Origin of the sequence: Streptomyces griseosporeus (assembly GCF_014656055.1) — a bacterium.
GTDB lineage: Bacteria > Actinomycetota > Actinomycetes > Streptomycetales > Streptomycetaceae > Streptomyces > Streptomyces griseosporeus.
The window spans coordinates 366,356-382,132 of the sequence record NZ_BNBR01000001.1 but is presented as its reverse complement, the minus strand read 5'-3'; the positions used below and the strand labels follow the sequence as shown (position 1 = coordinate 382,132).

Genomic DNA, 15,777 nt, shown 5'->3' with positions numbered 1-15,777 from the left:
GCGGTCCTGACGGTGGGGACGGTGCTGCTGCCCTGAGTACGATCGCCGGATGTTCGAGTACCACGGGTGGATCACCGTCAGGGAGACCGCGGCCGATGACGACGATGAGCCCCGGCTGCAGCAGATCGTCGACGAACTCCGCCTGCACATCGCGCGGATGGACAGCCCGTACCTGCTCGACCTCAGGTGGATGAACGGCGAACCGTTCGTCCACCTCGGCGGCTTCTCCAATCACCGGTTGCCGGACGTCATCCAGCTGTTCGAGCATGTGGCCGCGGTCGCGCCCGGCTCCTACGGGCTCCTCCATGTTCACGATGACGAGGAACCGGGTCACGGGAACGACGTGCGTGTCCTCAGGCTCGCTCGAGGCAGAGTCACCCAGCACACAGAGCCGCTGCTGTCCCCGTACATCCCGACGGTGGAAGATCCCTTCCTGGGGTGAGACATCACGGGCGGTCGGTACCACTGCCCGCTCCGCTCCAGTCGCTGTCACCGGCAGCCGCTAACGTGACCGCCGTGAAGGTGGGCACCAAGGAAACCCGGTTGATCGTGCTGCGCGGCAACAGTGCCTCGGGGAAGTCGTCCGTCGCGGCAGGCCTCCGCGAGAGGTTCGGCCGCGGCATCGCCCTCGTCGCCCAGGACAACCTCCGCCGCATCGTGCTGCGCGAGCGCGACCGGCCCGGCGCGGCGAACATCGGCCTGATCGAGCTGACCGCCCGCTACGCGCTGGACGCCGGCTTCCACGTCGTGGTCGAAGGCATCCTGTACGCCGACCGCTACGGCGACATGCTCGCCCGGCTGCGCGCCGACCACCGCGGCCCGACCCACGGCTACTACCTGGACGTGCCGTTCGACGAAACCCTCGCCCGGCACGCGACCAAGCCGATCGCCGACGACGTCGACGCGAGGCAACTGCGCGACTGGTACCGCCCGCGCGATCTGCTCCCCGGTGGGGTGGAGACCGTCATCGGCGCCGACAGCGCCCTGCACGAGACGATCGACCACATCATGCTCGACACCGGCCTGGCCCACCTGCCCGCAGTGGACCGCTGACCAGGCACCGGCCGCCGATGCCCGCGCGGCCCCCGGCCCGGAGGACGCGGTCAGGCGGGCCTCTGAAACCGAGATGAGGCCGCGGTGAAACCCGGCGGGCGCAAGCTCCGGTCCACAACGAAGGCACCGAACGCAACGGACCCAAGGAGCACCGACCATGTCCCTCACCCTCACCGACCAGGACAAGCAGACCCTGCGCACCGCCGCCTACGGCGCCGTCTCCCTGCTCGCCGCCGCCGGCGCCGCCGACTCCCCGCACCGGATCGCCACCCAGGGCAGCATCGCACTGGCCTCCGCGACCGGCCCGATCGGGCACGTCCTCGCCGAGAAGTCCAAGGTGGTCCTGAAGGGAAAGACCACGGCCGCCATGGCCGACGAGGTCCTGCCGGCCCTGACCTCGACGATGACGCTGCTGAAGAAGCAGGACGAGGACCGGGCCGCCGACTTCCGCAGCACCGTCCTGATCGCCCTGGAAACCGCCACCCGGCCCACCAAGGACACCCCGAGCCCCGCCGTCACCGACATGATCCGCAAGATCACCGATGCCCTCGACGCGGCCTGAGGGGACGGGCAGGGGGCGTGTCCTTCAGGCAAGTTGCCTCTGATACCAGGTGCCCGGCTTGCCGCTGAGGTGGGCCGGGTCGGCCGGGCCGACGGGGACGAATCCGGACTTGAGCAGGACCTTCCGGGACGCGGCATTCTGCAGGGCAACGGCCGCGCGCAGTGTGTGCAGCCCGTGCCGGACCGCCGCCAGCCGGCACAGCTCACGGACGTTCGCGGTCGCCACGCCGCGACCGGAGACGTGTTGTGCGACCCGGTAACCGACGTCCGCAGCGCCGTCTTCGATGTCGACCAGGTTGAACCTGCCCAGCACCGCGCCGTCCTCACCGAGGAGCACATGGAAGGCACAGATGCCGGCCTCCTGCTCGGCCAGCAAGGCGTTGAACCGCTCGGAGAACCGGTCGAAGAAGTCGTCGCCACGGTCGGGGACCGAGGCCGCGAAGTAGGCGCGGTTCGCCAGCTCGAACGCGAGGACCGCGGGGGCGTGATCGGCGTGCAGTGGCTCCAACTCGGGCATTGCCCGACCCTACCCGCCGGGAACGTCCTCTCCACCCGGCCTCAAGGTGGTGAGGCGGCCGGCCACAACGGTGGGCGAGACCAGGGTAGAGCGTCAGCTGATCTGTTCGGCTAGGGCGAGGAGGATGCCCGAGGGGCCCCGGAGGTAGCACAGGCGGTAGAAGTCCTCGTACTGCGCCACCTCGCCGATGAGTTCGGCCCCATGGCGGCGCAGACGGGCGATGGTGTCGTCGATGTCGTCGACGGCGAACATGACCCGGTGCAGGCCCAGCGTGTTCGGCGGCGGGTTGTCCGCTCCGCCGCCGAGCGCCGCGGGGGAGTGGTACTGCGCCAGCTCCAGCTTGCCGTGGCCGTCCGGGGTCCGCATCATCGCGATGTCGCTGCGCACTCCGTCGAGCCCGACCGCCTGGTCCGCGAAGAGGCCCTCGATCTGCGCCTTGCCTTCGACCTCCATGCCCAGTTCGGTGAAGAAGGCGACGGCGGCCTCCAGGTCCTCGACGACGATGCCGACGTTGTCCATCCGCTGAAGCGCCATGAAGTTCTCCCTCTCTGTTGCACGGCCTCTGAGGCCACCGGCATACCGGGGACGGTGCCGGCGGCCCGTTCTCGACATTCGCAGGCGTGCGTGGCGTTCTAGTAGCTGTCGTAGCCGGGCTTGCCGCTCGGCCGGTAGACGCCGACGACGGTGCCGCCCTTCGTCGCCGTGACGCTGACCGGCTCCAGGGCCGTGGGGATCGCCCCGTCGGCGAAGAGCCGCTTGCCGGAGCCGATGATCACCGGGTGGATGGTCAGGCGATACTCGTCGACGAGGCCGTCGCGCATCAGGGTCTGGGCCAGGTCACCGCTGCCCACGACGTTGATGTTGCCGCCCTCGGACTCCTTCAGCGCGCGTACGGCCTCGGTGACATCGCCTTCCAGCAGCGTGGAGTTCTGCCACTCCAGGGACGTCAGGGTCCGTGACGCCACGTACTTCTGCATGCTGTTCATCCGCTCGGTGAACGGGTTGGCCGGATCGGCGGTCGGCCAGTACGACGCGAAGATCTCGTACGTCTTGCGGCCGAGCAGCATCGCGTCGGAGACGTCGTACCAGCCGGCGATGGCCGCGCCGACCTCGTCGTCGGACACCGGCTTCTGCCAGCCCCCGTGCTCGAAGCCGCTCCCGGTGTCCTCGTCCGGGCCGCCCGGGGCCTGCATGACGCCGTCCAGGGTCAGGAACGTGCAAACGATGATCTTGCGCATGGTGCGCTCCTTTCGTCGAGAGGTAGACGGGACCGGCGGCCCGAACTCATCGGTCGACCCACGAGCCGCGAGCCGCGAGCCGCGAGCCGCGAGCCACGGCCCACTGCCGGCCTCCGCGCCGACGGAGTCACCTATCGCCGGCAGCCGCCGCGGGCAGGTCACCGTGCCAGTACCGCGCGAGCGCCCCCTGCTGGTAGGGAGCCGGACTCACGCTGAGGTCGCCGGCGAAGGGCCGGTCCAGGACGAACACCAGCAGCAGGCTGAAGCCGACGAGCGCGGCCACGGACGCGACGAAGAGAAGCTGGATGCGCAGGCGGCGCATGCCGTACAGGAAGGTGAGCGGGATGAGGACGAGCGCGCCGCCGAAGGCGAGGATCTGCAGCAGCGGGGGAAGCTCCTGCTCGGCCATGGTCAGGCGGGCCCGGCGCTGCCCGGTGACGTCGTTGAGACGTTCGACGGCCTGCTCGTAGAAGACCTCCTCGCGCGCGGTCTTCGGCTCGTACGCCTGGAGCGTGTCGAAGACGCCCTGCAGTCTGTCGGCGGTGGCCCCGTAGCTGGGCTGTCCCGCGCGCATGCGGGGCCACTGGACTTCCACGACCGCGTGGAGGTAGCCGCCGAGCGCGTCGTCGACGCGGGCGCGGACGGGCGGCGGGAACGCGGCGGCGTCCCGGGAGATCAGCGCGACGTCGGTGGCCTCGGACGCGACGACGGTCTGCGTGCTGTCCAGCTGCGTCCACAGGGTGACGATGACGAACGCGAGGATGATCCCGTAGATCGCGCCGAACATCCCCAGGGTCACCCCCACCATGTCGTTGTGCTCGCCCCCGGCCAGGGACGGGTACCGGCGACGCAGCAGCACGCTGCCGACGACGGCCAGGACGACCGTCCCGCCGACGGTGACCAGGGCCAGGGTGAACGTGCTGAAGTGGTTGAGCAGCCAGAGCGACATGTGCGGGGAGTCTAGGGACCGTCCACGCACCCCGAGGGCGGGCGCACGCGGCGGTCAACACCGGGCCACCCGTGTCCGTCCCGGATTCACCTCCCGTCGCGGGTGGGGGAGGACCCCCGAGCTCTACCCCATCGGGTGAATCCCGTCCGGCAGCCGGTGTCACCGCCTGCCTCGGCCAGTTAGCCGCTCGGCACACATCCGTGACCGGGAGTGGGGAGGCAGGTCATGAGCACCGGAACGATTCTGATGGCGGCGCGGGAGACGAACGCGGGCGGCGGGGCTGTCGCGGAGCAACTGAGGAGAATCGCGAAGGAGTTGGAGGAGCGCGGCCTCCATGTGCGGTGGGCGGCCGACGCGCGCGACGCGCAGGCCGTGCTGCGCACCGAGGCGGGGCTCGCCGGGGCCCTGGTGGCCTGGGACCTGAACCCGCGGCCGGGCCCCGCCGGCGCGGAAGGCGGCGGGGCCGAGGTCCTGTCGGCGATCGGGCGGCGTTTCACCGACCTGCCCGTGTTCCTGCTGATGCCGCAGGACACGGAGACCGGCGGGACGGGCTCGGACACGGACGGTGACTTCGAGCAACTGCCGCTGTGGGTGGCCGAGGTGGTGTGCGGGTACGTCTGGCCGCTGGAGGACACCGCCGCCTTCATCGCCGGACGGGTGGCGGGCGCCGCGCGCCAGTACCAGGACGGCGTACTGCCGCCGTTCTTCAAGGCACTGCGCCGCTTCGACGACGCCCACCAGTACTCGTGGCACACCCCCGCGCACGCCGGTGGCGTCGCGTTCCTGAAGTCGGCGGCGGGACGGGCGTTCTTCGACTACTACGGTGAGCGCCTGTTCCGCACGGACCTGTCGATCTCCGTCGGGGAACTGGGCTCGCTGTTCGAGCACAACGGCCCCATCGGTGAGGCCGAACGCAACGCCGCCCGCGTCTTCGGCGCCGAGCGCACGTACTTCGTGCTCCACGGCGACTCCACCGCGGACCGCATGGTCGGCCACTTCAGCGTGATGCGCGACGAGATCGCCCTGGTGGACCGCAACTGCCACAAGTCCGTGCTGCACGGCCTGGTGATCTCCGGCGCTCGCCCCGTCTACCTGGTCCCGACGCGCAACGGGTACGGCCTTGCCGGCCCGCTGCCGCCCGCCCGCACCGACGGAGACGCGGTGCGGGCGCGGATCGCCGGCCACCCGCTGGCGGCCGGTGCCCTCACGCCCGAGGCGCAGTACGCGGTTGTCACCAACTCGACGTACGACGGCCTGTGCTACGACACGGTCCAGGTGGCACGGACGCTGGCGCCCAGCACGCCGCGCCTGCACTTCGACGAGGCATGGTTCGCCTACGCCCGCTTCCATCCCCTCTACCAGGGCCGGTACGGCATGGCCGTCGGACCCGACACGTTCGACGACCCGGCGAGGCCGACGGTGTTCGCCACCCAGTCCACCCACAAACTGCTGGCCGCGCTGTCCCAGACCGCGATGGTGCACATCAAGCCCTCACCACGCGCTCCCGTCGCGCACGAGCGGTTCAACGAGGCGTTCATGATGCACGGCACCACCTCGCCGCTGTACCCGGCGATCGCCTCGCTGGACATCGCCACCGCCATGATGGACGGCCCCCAGGGCCGGGCGCTGCTCGACGAGGCCATCACCGAAGCCATCCGCTTCCGCAGGGCCGTCGTACGCACCGGCCGCCGCATCGCCGGCGCCGGTGACCGGCCCGGCTGGTTCTTCGGCGTGTGGCAGCCCGACACGGTCACCGATCCCGCCACCGGAGAGCGTATCGACTTCCTCGACGCGCCGCCCTCCCTGCTCGCGGAGGAGCCGCGCTGCTGGCACCTGGAGCCCGGCGCCGGCTGGCACGGCTTCGAGGGACTGACCGAGGGCTACTGCATGCTGGACCCGGTCAAGGTGACCCTCACCTGCCCCGGCGTCACGGCCGCCGGAGAGACCGCACCGTGGGGCATCCCGGCGCGCGTCCTGACCGCCTACCTCGCCGGCCGCGGCATCGTCGTGGAGAAGACCGACAGCTACAGCACCCTGATCCTCTTCTCCATGGGCATCACCAAGGGCAAGTGGGGCACCCTCATGGACGCCCTGATGGACTTCAAGGCCCTCTACGACGACGACACCCCGCTCGACCAGGTCCTGCCCGGCCTCGTGCACGCACACCCGCACCGCTACACCGGCCTCACCCTCAAGCAGTTGTGCCAGGACATGCACGAACACCTCACCGAGGCCGACCTGATCGACGCCCTCGACACCGCCTTCCGCGAACTCCCCGAGCCCGTCGCACCCCCGCAGCACTGCTACCAGCGCCTGATCCGCGGCGGGACGGAACGCGTGACCCTGGCCGAGGCGGCCGGCCGGGTCGCCGCCGCGATGGTCACCGTCACCCCGCCCGGCATCCCCGTCCTGATGCCCGGCGAGGCCATCGGCACCGCCGACGGCCCGCTCCTGCGCTACCTGACCGCACTGGAAGCCTTCGACCGCGCCTTCCCCGGCTTCCACAGCGAGACCCACGGCGTCACCCTCGACCCGACCACCGGCGACTACCTCATCGAGTGCGTACTCCCACAACAGGAGGACAGCGACAGCGACGAAACGCCCTAACCTTCGGACGGCGTGCCGACGATTGATCCTCCTATCGAATCTCGATAGATTCCTGTTGGGATTCGATGGAAGGGCTGGTCATGGGAAAGCTGACCGTGCGTGCGCTGCGCGCCGTCCTCGGGGTGGTGCTCGTCGGCACCCTGTTCGTGCAGGGCCTGATGGTCTGGACGCTGGTCAGCGGGAGCGACCCGGAGGACGGGACGCTGCCGCTGACCGCGTTCCGGGTGATCACTGTCCTCGGCATGGTGGCGGTCCAGGTCGCCCTGGTCTGTGTGGGGCGGCTGGTGACGATGGTGCGGCGCGGAACCGTGTTCTCCCACGCCGCCTTCCGCTACGTGGACGGCGTGATCGGCGCCATCGTGGCGGCCGCCCTGCTGTGGTTCACGGTCACGGCCGTCAACGCACCGGGCCAGCGGGACGACCCCGGCGTCACCGTCATCATGGCCGGGATCGGCCTGGCCATTCTGGGCGTCGCGCTCATCGTGCTCGTACTGCGGATGCTGCTCGCCCAGGCCGTCGCACGTGACGTCGAAGCCTCGCGGATGCAGGCCGAGCTGGACCAGGTGATCTGATGCCGATCGCCGTCGACATCGACGTGATGCTGGCGCGACGCAAGATGTCAGTGGGCGAACTCGCGGACCGCGTGGGGATCACGCCCGCCAACCTGGCCGTCCTCAAGAACGGCCGCGCCAAGGCCGTACGCTTCTCGACGCTCGCCGCGCTCTGCGAAGTGCTCGAATGCCAGCCGGGCGACCTGCTGCGCTGGGAGCCCGAGGTAGCCCCGGTCGAATGAGGCACCCTTCCCGCCTGTCCTGACCGGGCGAGCGGGCGATGGGCACCCTGTCAACCCCAGGTCTGCGAGGTACCGCGGCGGGACGGGCCCCGTCGCCTTGGAGGGCGGTCACCGGGTCGCCCTCCGGTGCCGGGTGAGGACCGCGGCGCCCACCCGCTCCGCGCCCACGCACTCCAGCTCCGCTCGGGGGCCGTCGGCCGGGAAGAGTCGTCGGCCGGTGCCGAGGACCGTGGGGAAGGTCAGCAGCCGGTATTCGTCGACCAGGTCCGCCGCCCTCAGCCGGTCAACGACGCTCAGGCTGCCGGTGACGACCACGTCCCGACGCTCGCGCTTGACGGTGTCGACCAGATCACCGTCGAGCAGCTGGGAGTTGGACCACGCCGACAGGTCGGTGGGGGTCAGGGTGTGGGAGGCGACCAGCTTCGGGACGGCGTTCATCCGCGTGGCGAACGGGTCGTCGCGGCCCGGCCAGAGCCGGGAGAACAGCTGCCAGGTGGCACGCCCGAGCAGCAGTACCCCCTCGTCCAGCGTGCGGCCGAGCCGGAACTTGTCTCCGGCGACCGCCTCCGGGCCGTACTGGAACGCCCAGCCGCCCAGCGGCGTACCGGCGGACCCGTCCGGGTCGGACACGATCCCGTCCAGGGTGACGAACTCGATGACGATGACGCTCACGATGGGATTCCCTTCGGTTCGGTGCTCACCGGTACCTACCGGCCGCACCGCCCTGACTCATCGCTCCCGGCGGAAACCGCCCGCGGGAATCTCGCCCGGCAGCTCGAAGGCGTCGAGGACGCGCGGATCGGCGAACACCACGTTGCGCGTGATGCGGCCGGCGGCGACGGTGAAGAGCTGCAGACTGTGCCGCCGGTACCCGCCGCCGGGCGCCGGCGCGTACGCGGCGAGCGCGGGCTGCCCGTTGGCGGTGACCTCCCGCATGCCCCAGCCCGCGCCACGCATCCGGAACACCCGCTCCAGGAACCGGCCGTAGTCCCCGCTGCCCCGGTACCACAGCGGCACCGGAGGCATCTCCAGCACCGCGTCGTCTGCCAGCAGCCGCACCAGCGCGGGCACGTCCGCCGCCTCGAACGCCCGCACGTACCGCTGGACGACCGCCCGCACCTCCGGATCGTTCGGCTCGACGACCGCACCGGCATCGCGCACGTCGGCCAGGGCAGCACGGGCGCGCTGCAACGCGCTGTTGACCGCCGCGACCGTGGTCCCCAGCTGCGCGGCGACCTCGGCGGCGGAGAACGCCAGCACCTCGCGCAGCACCAGCACCGCCCGCTGCCGCGCCGGCAGGACCTGCACCGCCGCCACCCACGCGAGCCGCAGGTCGGCCCGGGCATCCACATCGAACCGCGCGTCCGGGAACGGCTCCAGCCAGGGCACGTCGAGCGCCGGCGTCAACGGCGCCTCGGGACTGTCGCTCGGTGCCCCCAGCCCGGACGGCAGCGGACGCCGCCCACGTCCCTCCAGCGCGGTCAGGCACACATTGGTCGCGATCCTGTACAGCCACGTCCGTACCGACGCGCGCGCCGGGTCGTACCGGTCACGGGCCTTCCAGGCACGCAGCAGCGTCTCCTGCACCAGATCCTCGGCCTCGTGCACCGAACCCAGCATGCGGTAGCAGAACGCCGTCAACTCACCCCGGTACGACTCGAAGTCCACCCGCCCATCATGCTGCACGGGGCTCACGACCCGGGACATGAGACCGTCTTGGCATGCAGGAGATGAGGAGTGGGTGGGAAGCGGCCTTGGCTGAGGCGACGTCCTCTTCGTGGACGCACCGCGTGCGTGCCGGACAGGACCTCGCTCGCTTCGCGGAGGTTCCTGAGGCTGCGGAAGCGCTGCTGGGGCTGCTCCTGGACGCCGAGGACACGGCAGTGACCCGGCAGACGGCAGAGGCCTTGACCCGGGTGGGTACGGTGGCCGCCGTACGGCTCATCGCCCTGGCGATTTCCGAAGCCGACGACAACCAGGCCGACTGGTTGCAGACGGGGGTCCGCGACGCGGTCGTGGAACCGGGGCACCGGCAGGACATCGCGGCGGCCTGCGGCAAGCTCGCCCGGATGCCGGAAGAGGCTGTTCGGCGAGGTGTCGCGGACCTCTCGGCGTGGACATCCGGCTGAGGCCGATGGCGCCCTCGATGCCCACCCACCCCGACTTGGTGAATCCCGCGCGTCGGGCGGCCGTCAGCGGTGGCTCAGTACGTTGACCACCCGTCCGCTGGGGTCGCGGACGAAGAACCGCCGTACGCCCCACTCCTCGTCCTGCAAGGGGTGAACGATCTCCGCGCCGCTCGCACGCATGGCCGCATAGGCCGAGTCCACGTCGTCCACCTCGACACTCATGTCGGGGACGACCGGTGCGGTCTTGTCGCCGGTCATCACGCTGACCTGCGAGGCCGGGCTGGACGGGGACGCGAGCGTCATGATCCAGCCGAGGTTCATGACCTCCTCGAAGCCCAGCAGGCCATAGAACTCCCGGCTCTCCTGCGCGGCCTCGGACCGGATGTTGGGCACGACACGGCGAACGGCCATCGGCTGCTCCAAGAAGTACGAAGGTGCCTGGGAAGGAAGGTGCTCGGTAGAAGGTGCCTCAGTAGGAAGGTGCCTCCGTCTCCCCAGGATTACTACGACACGGCAGCGTTCGCACCTACCTCCGACAGACAGAGGTACGTCATATTCCTTGACGCGAATATTCGTCAGGGAGAATACTTTCCGCATGGACGCACTCCTCGCCGCCCTGGCCGACCCGGCCCGCTGGAAGCTCGTCGGCCTGCTGGCCGAGCAGCCTCGCTCGGTCGGGGTCCTCGCCCAGCTCGCCGCGGCACGCCAGCCGCAGACGACCAAGCACCTGCAGACCCTCGAACGCGCCGGCGTGGTGACGTCCCAGCGCACCGGCCGGCGCCGCGTCTACGCACTGCGGCCCGGCCCGCTGCGAGAGCTGGCGGCCGCACTCGGCCGGCTCGCCGACGCCGCGGAGCAGGTGGGCGGCCCGGGCACGACGTACGACCGCTACGGGCTCACCATGAACGCGGAGCGGCTCGCGGCGACGGCAGCGGGGTGGGCCGACGGCCGCTCGTTCCGATTCCACCGGGCGCTGACCGGGCGCCCGGAAACGGTCTGGCGCCATCTGACCGAAGCCGGTCCGCTCGCCGACTGGTGGACACCTGACGGCCTCCGTGTCTCCGAGCTGGTCTTCGAGCCCCGACGGGGCGGACGGATCGTCCAGGAGTACCGCGATGCCGAAGACGCGGACGACTCCGAGATCGTCGTCGGGCGCGCGGAAGGGGCCGTCGAGGAGGTTCGCCCCGGCGAGCACCTCGCATACCGCCTCTCCCCGCTGCTTCCCGACGGCCGCCCCGCCTTCACCGCCCACGTCGACATGAGCCTGCGTCCCACGGAGACGGGAACGGACCTCGATGTCCACTGGCTCATCACCGACAGCACCGTGGAATCCGCGGACTTCATCGCCGGTATCGAGATCGGTTTCGGCCAGAGCCTCGACAGGCTCGCGGCGGTCCTCGCCGACGGCACGCACAGCACCGACGACACCGACACCGCCCAAAGCGATACCGACACCGACACCGACCACACCGACACCACCAGGAGCACGCCGTGACCCAGCAGACCGACGGCCGCCGAGTCGTCACCAACATCGCCCTCTCCCTCGACGGCCACTACGCCGCACCGGACAACCCCCTGGACATGCGGTGGGTGATGCCGTACGCCGTGACCGACGTCGCCCGCGACCATCTGACAAGCCTGTGGCAGCAGGCGTCGACGGCTCTGCTCGGCCGGATCAACGCCGAGGGCTTCCTGGGCTTCTGGCCCACCGTCATCGGGGCCGAGGGCGCCGACCCGCGTGACGAGGGCTTCGCGAAGTGGCTCGTCGACACCGAGAAGGTCGTGCTGTCCTCCACCCTCGCCGACGCGCCGTGGGAGAGGACGAGGATCGTCAGCAAGCCGGCCGCCGAGGTGGTCGACGACCTCAAGGCCGGCGACGGCGGCGACATCCTCGTCCTGTCCAGCGCGAGCGTCATCAAGGCCCTGCTCGCGGCGGACAAGGTCGACCGGCTCGCCCTCACGGTCTTCCCGGTCTTCCTCGGCGGCGGCCCGCGCCTCTTCGACGACGGCCTGTCGGCATCCCGGTGGGCCCTCGTCAGCCAGACCGCAGGCGAGCACGGCACGCTGGCCCTCGTCTACGAGCGAGTCCGCTGAGCCTCCTCATCGAGAATCCCCTGCCCCGTCAACCGGAGGCGCCCGTCGTACACCTCCGCGATCTGGTCCGCCGAGGCGAGGTGGGTCCGATCGTGGGTGACCAGAACCGTGGCCGTCGCCCGCTGGTGGGTGAGGCGGGTGAGCAACTCGATGACGGCGGCGCCCCGTTCGTGGTCGAGGGCGCTGGTGGGCTCGTCGACCAGCAGGACCGTCGGGTCGTTCATCAGTGCCCGGGCGATGTTGACGCGCTGGCGCTGGCCGCCCGAGAGCTGATGCGGCCGCCTCGCCGCCTGGTCGGCCAGGCCGACCGCGTCCAGGAGCTCCATGGCCCAGGTGCGGGCGGTGCGGGAGGCGCGGCCGTCGATCCGTGCCATGACCTGCAATTGTTCGGCGGCGGTGAGGGACGGCAGCAGGTTGGGCTGCTGGAAGACGATGCCGATCTTCCGGCGGCGCAGCTCGGCCAGTTCGCCGCGGGTCAGTCCGGCGGTGGACCGGCCGTCGATGGTGACGGTGCCGGCGTCGGGGGTGATCAGGGTGGCGGCGACCGCCAGGAGGCTGGACTTGCCGGAGCCGGAGGGGCCGAGTACGGCGGTCACGCTGCCCTTGGGGACGTGAAGGCTGACTGCGTCGAGGGCGGTCAGGCGGGTGTCGCCGTCGGGGTAGGTGAGGGTGATGCCGGTCAGGTCCAGGCTCATCGGACGCTCCCCAGGGCGGTCAGCGGGTCGACGGAGGTGATGCGGCGGACGGACAGCGCGGCCCCGAGGACGCCGAGGAGGGTCATCACGGCGGCCGGGACCAGGACGGTGAGGGGGGTGAGGAGGAAGGGCACGGTGCTGCCGGAGACGAGTGCGCCGACGGCGACGGTGATGGCCGTGCCGCCCCCGATGCCGCCGACGAGCAGGACGACGGCCTGGCCGAGGGCGTCCTTCAGGAGGCCCGCGGTGGAGGCGCCGAGCGCCTTGAGCACCGCGACATCGCCGCTCCGCTGAATCGTCCAGACGGTGAAGAAGGCCCCGATGACGAGCGCGGAGATGACGAACAGGAAGCCGCGCATCAGCTGCAGGGAGCCGTTCTCGGAGGTGTAGGAGCCGATCGCGGCCAGCGAGTCCTCGACGGAGACGGTTTCCGTGCCGAGCTGCCGGTCGATGGCCGCCGTATCGGCCTCGGGCGTGGTGCGCAGGGCGATGACCGTGGCCCTGCGGCCCCCGCCGCTGCCGTCGGGCGGCGCGATCTTCTGCCAGTCGTCCAGACCGGCCCAGATCACCGGTGTGTGGCTGAAGTGGGCGTCACCCTGGACGGCGGCCACCTCGACCCGCCGGCCGGCCAGCGTCAGGAAGCCGCCCGCCCGCACGCCGAGGTCGTCGGCAGCCGAGACGGACACCACGACGGCACCGCTGCTGATCATGTCGCTGTGAGCAGTGAGGCGGGATCCCGGCTCGATGCCGAACACGGTCACCCCGGTGCTCGTGTCTCCCGCGCCGGCCTTGGTGGTGGTGATCCCCAGCGGCTCGGCGCTCGCGACGCCGCGTGCCATGGACCACCGCCGCCACTGGTGTTCCGTGACGGTGGAGTTGGCGTACGACAGGCCCTGCGCGCCGCCGGGCGCCTGGAAGGCGATCTTGTCGGCGCGCAGGGACGTGATCGCGGAGATGTTCTGCTGCCCCAGTCCTGCCGTCAGCCCGGACAGCAGCCCGACCAACAGGGTGATCAGCGTGATGACGGTCCCCATCAGGGCGAAGCGCCCCTTGGCGAACCTGAGATCTCTCCAGGCGACGAACACGGCTCCGGCCAGTCCTTTCCAGCGGGGGAAGCGGTACGCCTCCACCGTCGCCGCCGCGCCCCGTCGCGCGCGTCTGGCGCAGGACCGCACTTGGCGTGCCGAAAGACCGCATGCGGGTTCCAACTTTCGACAGAGGCCTCACGGCGCCCGCCTCCGTAACCTGGGACGCACTGTGAACACCACCGCCCCCGCCCCGACCCCGGCCACCCGCGCCCTGACCTGGTGCCTGCACCTGCTGGTCATCGGCCTGCTCGCCCTGGCCGCCGGCCGGGCGGTGGCCGACGACCGGCCCCATGCCGCCCTGATCGTCGCTGTGTCGGCCGTGTGCGGCGTGGTGTACGCGGCCGGGCCCACCCTGCCGCGCGTACGCCGTTCACGGCGGGCCGCCGCGCTGTGGCTGGCCGCCGTAGGCGGGTGCTGGCTCGTTCTGCTGGCGCTGTCGCCCGACGCCGTGTGGGTGGCCTTTCCGCTGTACTTCCTCCAGCTGCACCTGCTGCCCCGCCGCGCCGGGCCGGCCGCCGTGGCCGCCACCGCCGCCGCGGCCGTCGTCGGATTCGCCGCCCACCAGCACTCCTTCAGCCCCGCCATGGCGATCGGACCGGCGCTGGGCGCCGCCGTCGCAGTTGCCGTGGTGTGGGGGTACGAGGCCCTGTACCGGGAGAGCGAACAGCGCCGCAGACTGATCGAGGAGCTCACCGCCACCCGCGCCGACCTGGCCGCCGCCCAGCACACGGCCGGCGTGCTCGCCGAGCGCGACCGCCTGGCACGCGAGATCCACGACACCCTCGCCCAGGGCCTGTCCAGCATCCAGCTGCTGCTGCGTGCCGCAGAACGGGCACTGCCCCAGGCACCGCAGACGGCGGCCCGCCACGTCGAACAGGCCCGGCAGGCCGCCGTCGACAACCTCGCCGAGGCCCGCCGCTTCGTGGCCGCCCTCACCCCGCCCACGCTCGACGGCACCACCCTGGCCGGCGCCCTGGACCGGCTGTGCGCCACCACGTCCGCCCGGCACCGGCTCACCGCACGCTTCCACCGCACCGGCGACCCCGCCCCGCTCGCCACCGCGCACGAGGTCGCACTGCTGCGGATCGCCCAGTCCGCCCTGGCCAACACCGTCCGCCACGCCGAGGCCACCACCGCCGACGTCACCCTCAGGTACCTCGGTGACGAGGTCGCCCTCGACATCACCGACGACGGACGCGGCTTTGACCCCGCCCGGCTTCCCGCCCCCGACCCGCAGGCCGGCGGGTTCGGACTGGCCGCCATGCGCGCCCGCGCCCAGGCCCTCGGCGGCACCCTCACCCTCACCTCCGCACCCGGCCACGGCACCGCCCTGGCCGCCCGTCTGCCCCTCACCCCGCCGGACCTGACCCAGCCCGAGGCCCACTCATGACCGACGCCACCCCCATCCGCCTGCTCCTGGCCGACGACCACCCCGTCGTCCGGGCGGGCCTGCGCGCCGTACTGGAGACCGAACCCGGGCTCGTCGTCATGGCCGAAGCGGCCACCGCCGAGGAGGCCGTCGCCCGTGCCGCCGAGGGAGACATCGACGTCGTCCTGATGGACCTGCAGTTCGGCCGGGGCATGGGCGGCGCGGCGGCCACCGCCCGGATCACCGCCAGGCCCGGGGCGCCACGGGTCCTGATCGTCACGACCTACGACTCCGACGCCGACACGCTGCCCGCCATCGAGGCGGGCGCCACGGGCTACCTCCTCAAGGACGCCCCGCCGGAGGACCTCGCCGCCGCCGTGCGCACCGCGGCCGCCGGACGCACCACGCTGGCCCCCAGCGTCGCCGACCGGCTGATGAACCGGCTGCGCACCCCGGGCACGGCCCTGACCCGGCGGGAGACAGAAGTCCTCGCGCTGGTCGCCGAGGGCCTGTCCAACCAGGCGATCGGCGACCGGCTCCACGTGACCGAGGGCACGGTCAAGTCCCACCTGGCCCGCATCTACGCCAAGCTCGACGTCGACTCCCGCACCGCCGCGGTCGCCGCCGCCACCGGCCTGGGCCTCATCCGCCGCTGACCCGCCGGGCGGCGCCCCGGGGTCCGGG

Annotated in this window: 20 protein-coding genes; 11 read left to right on the top strand and 9 right to left on the bottom strand. The window is 71.5% G+C overall.

The window, feature by feature from the left end; translation table 11 throughout:
- The first annotated feature begins 49 nt into the window (after positions 1-49).
- The 3 genes from IE308_RS01680 (at position 50) to IE308_RS01670 (ending at position 1,615) form a co-directional block, all read left to right on the top strand.
- Positions 50-442, top strand: a complete 393-nt coding sequence (locus IE308_RS01680; RefSeq protein WP_190216275.1) for an Imm7 family immunity protein — start codon at positions 50-52, stop codon at positions 440-442.
- 65 nt (positions 443-507) lie between these two features.
- Positions 508-1,053 carry an AAA family ATPase gene (locus IE308_RS01675; protein WP_190216274.1) on the top strand — a complete coding sequence of 182 codons (546 nt, stop codon included), beginning with the start codon at positions 508-510 and terminating at the stop codon, positions 1,051-1,053.
- A 157-nt stretch (positions 1,054-1,210) separates the two neighbouring features.
- Positions 1,211-1,615, top strand: a complete 405-nt coding sequence (locus tag IE308_RS01670) for a hypothetical protein (protein WP_190216273.1) — start codon at positions 1,211-1,213, stop codon at positions 1,613-1,615.
- Positions 1,616-1,639: 24 nt separating this feature from the next.
- On the opposite strand, the gene IE308_RS01665 is transcribed toward IE308_RS01670, so the two are convergent.
- The 4 genes from IE308_RS01665 to IE308_RS01650 all read right to left on the bottom strand — a co-directional run bounded on the left by IE308_RS01665 (position 1,640) and on the right by IE308_RS01650 (position 4,318).
- Positions 1,640-2,131 (bottom strand): GNAT family N-acetyltransferase, encoded by a 492-nt coding sequence (locus IE308_RS01665; protein ID WP_190216272.1) that lies wholly within the window; start codon positions 2,129-2,131, stop codon positions 1,640-1,642.
- 93 nt (positions 2,132-2,224) lie between these two features.
- Positions 2,225-2,665 carry a VOC family protein gene (locus tag IE308_RS01660; RefSeq protein ID WP_190216271.1) on the bottom strand — a complete coding sequence of 147 codons (441 nt, stop codon included), beginning with the start codon at positions 2,663-2,665 and terminating at the stop codon, positions 2,225-2,227.
- A gap of 98 nt (positions 2,666-2,763) precedes the next feature.
- Positions 2,764-3,369, bottom strand: a complete 606-nt coding sequence (locus tag IE308_RS01655; protein ID WP_190216270.1) for a dihydrofolate reductase family protein — start codon at positions 3,367-3,369, stop codon at positions 2,764-2,766.
- Positions 3,370-3,496: 127 nt separating this feature from the next.
- On the bottom strand, positions 3,497-4,318 hold the full coding sequence (locus IE308_RS01650) for a bestrophin-like domain (protein WP_190216269.1): 822 nt from the start codon (positions 4,316-4,318) through the stop codon (positions 3,497-3,499).
- A gap of 225 nt (positions 4,319-4,543) precedes the next feature.
- On the opposite strand from IE308_RS01650, the gene IE308_RS01645 reads away from it, so the two are divergent.
- The 3 genes from IE308_RS01645 (at position 4,544) to IE308_RS01635 (ending at position 7,718) form a co-directional block, all read left to right on the top strand.
- On the top strand, positions 4,544-6,925 hold the full coding sequence (locus tag IE308_RS01645; protein ID WP_190216268.1) for an Orn/Lys/Arg family decarboxylase: 2,382 nt from the start codon (positions 4,544-4,546) through the stop codon (positions 6,923-6,925).
- 80 nt (positions 6,926-7,005) lie between these two features.
- A complete protein-coding gene (locus tag IE308_RS01640; RefSeq protein WP_190216267.1) occupies positions 7,006-7,497 on the top strand; it encodes a DUF2975 domain-containing protein in 492 nt (163 codons plus the stop codon).
- On the top strand, positions 7,497-7,718 hold the full coding sequence (locus tag IE308_RS01635; RefSeq protein ID WP_190216266.1) for a helix-turn-helix domain-containing protein: 222 nt from the start codon (positions 7,497-7,499) through the stop codon (positions 7,716-7,718). Before IE308_RS01640 ends, IE308_RS01635 begins: the two co-directional genes overlap by 1 nt.
- A gap of 108 nt (positions 7,719-7,826) precedes the next feature.
- Here IE308_RS01635 and IE308_RS01630 read toward each other — a convergent pair whose 3' ends face one another.
- Together IE308_RS01630 and IE308_RS01625 are read right to left on the bottom strand one after the other, a co-directional pair.
- Entirely contained in the window at positions 7,827-8,390 is a 564-nt protein-coding gene (locus IE308_RS01630) for a dihydrofolate reductase family protein (RefSeq protein ID WP_190216265.1), read from the bottom strand.
- Between the two features lie 57 nt (positions 8,391-8,447).
- On the bottom strand, positions 8,448-9,386 hold the full coding sequence (locus IE308_RS01625; protein ID WP_229908653.1) for an RNA polymerase subunit sigma-70: 939 nt from the start codon (positions 9,384-9,386) through the stop codon (positions 8,448-8,450).
- 53 nt (positions 9,387-9,439) lie between these two features.
- Between IE308_RS01625 and IE308_RS01620 the strand changes: the two genes are divergently transcribed.
- Positions 9,440-9,847, top strand: coding sequence for a hypothetical protein (locus IE308_RS01620; protein ID WP_229908652.1), 408 nt, complete (start codon positions 9,440-9,442; stop codon positions 9,845-9,847).
- 63 nt (positions 9,848-9,910) lie between these two features.
- On the opposite strand, the gene IE308_RS01615 is transcribed toward IE308_RS01620, so the two are convergent.
- Positions 9,911-10,258 carry a VOC family protein gene (locus IE308_RS01615; RefSeq protein WP_190216263.1) on the bottom strand — a complete coding sequence of 116 codons (348 nt, stop codon included), beginning with the start codon at positions 10,256-10,258 and terminating at the stop codon, positions 9,911-9,913.
- 184 nt (positions 10,259-10,442) lie between these two features.
- Between IE308_RS01615 and IE308_RS01610 the strand changes: the two genes are divergently transcribed.
- Positions 10,443-11,342 (top strand): metalloregulator ArsR/SmtB family transcription factor, encoded by a 900-nt coding sequence (locus IE308_RS01610; protein ID WP_190216262.1) that lies wholly within the window; start codon positions 10,443-10,445, stop codon positions 11,340-11,342.
- Positions 11,339-11,941, top strand: a complete 603-nt coding sequence (locus tag IE308_RS01605; RefSeq protein ID WP_190216261.1) for a dihydrofolate reductase family protein — start codon at positions 11,339-11,341, stop codon at positions 11,939-11,941. Before IE308_RS01610 ends, IE308_RS01605 begins: the two co-directional genes overlap by 4 nt.
- Here the strand turns inward: IE308_RS01605 and IE308_RS01600 are convergent.
- A complete protein-coding gene (locus IE308_RS01600; RefSeq protein WP_190216260.1) occupies positions 11,923-12,636 on the bottom strand; it encodes an ABC transporter ATP-binding protein in 714 nt (237 codons plus the stop codon). The genes IE308_RS01605 and IE308_RS01600 overlap by 19 nt on opposite strands.
- Complete coding sequence (locus IE308_RS01595) at positions 12,633-13,721, bottom strand: ABC transporter permease (RefSeq protein ID WP_190216259.1); 1,089 nt, start codon at positions 13,719-13,721, stop codon at positions 12,633-12,635. Before IE308_RS01595 ends, IE308_RS01600 begins: the two co-directional genes overlap by 4 nt.
- A 172-nt stretch (positions 13,722-13,893) precedes the next feature.
- Between IE308_RS01595 and IE308_RS01590 the strand changes: the two genes are divergently transcribed.
- Both IE308_RS01590 and IE308_RS01585 read left to right on the top strand, forming a co-directional pair.
- Positions 13,894-15,114 carry a sensor histidine kinase gene (locus IE308_RS01590; protein WP_190216258.1) on the top strand — a complete coding sequence of 407 codons (1,221 nt, stop codon included), beginning with the start codon at positions 13,894-13,896 and terminating at the stop codon, positions 15,112-15,114.
- The gene (locus IE308_RS01585) at positions 15,111-15,749 is read left to right on the top strand and encodes a response regulator (protein WP_110635321.1); all 639 of its coding nucleotides are present in this window, start codon (positions 15,111-15,113) and stop codon (positions 15,747-15,749) included. Before IE308_RS01590 ends, IE308_RS01585 begins: the two co-directional genes overlap by 4 nt.
- The last annotated feature ends 28 nt before the right edge of the window (positions 15,750-15,777 follow it).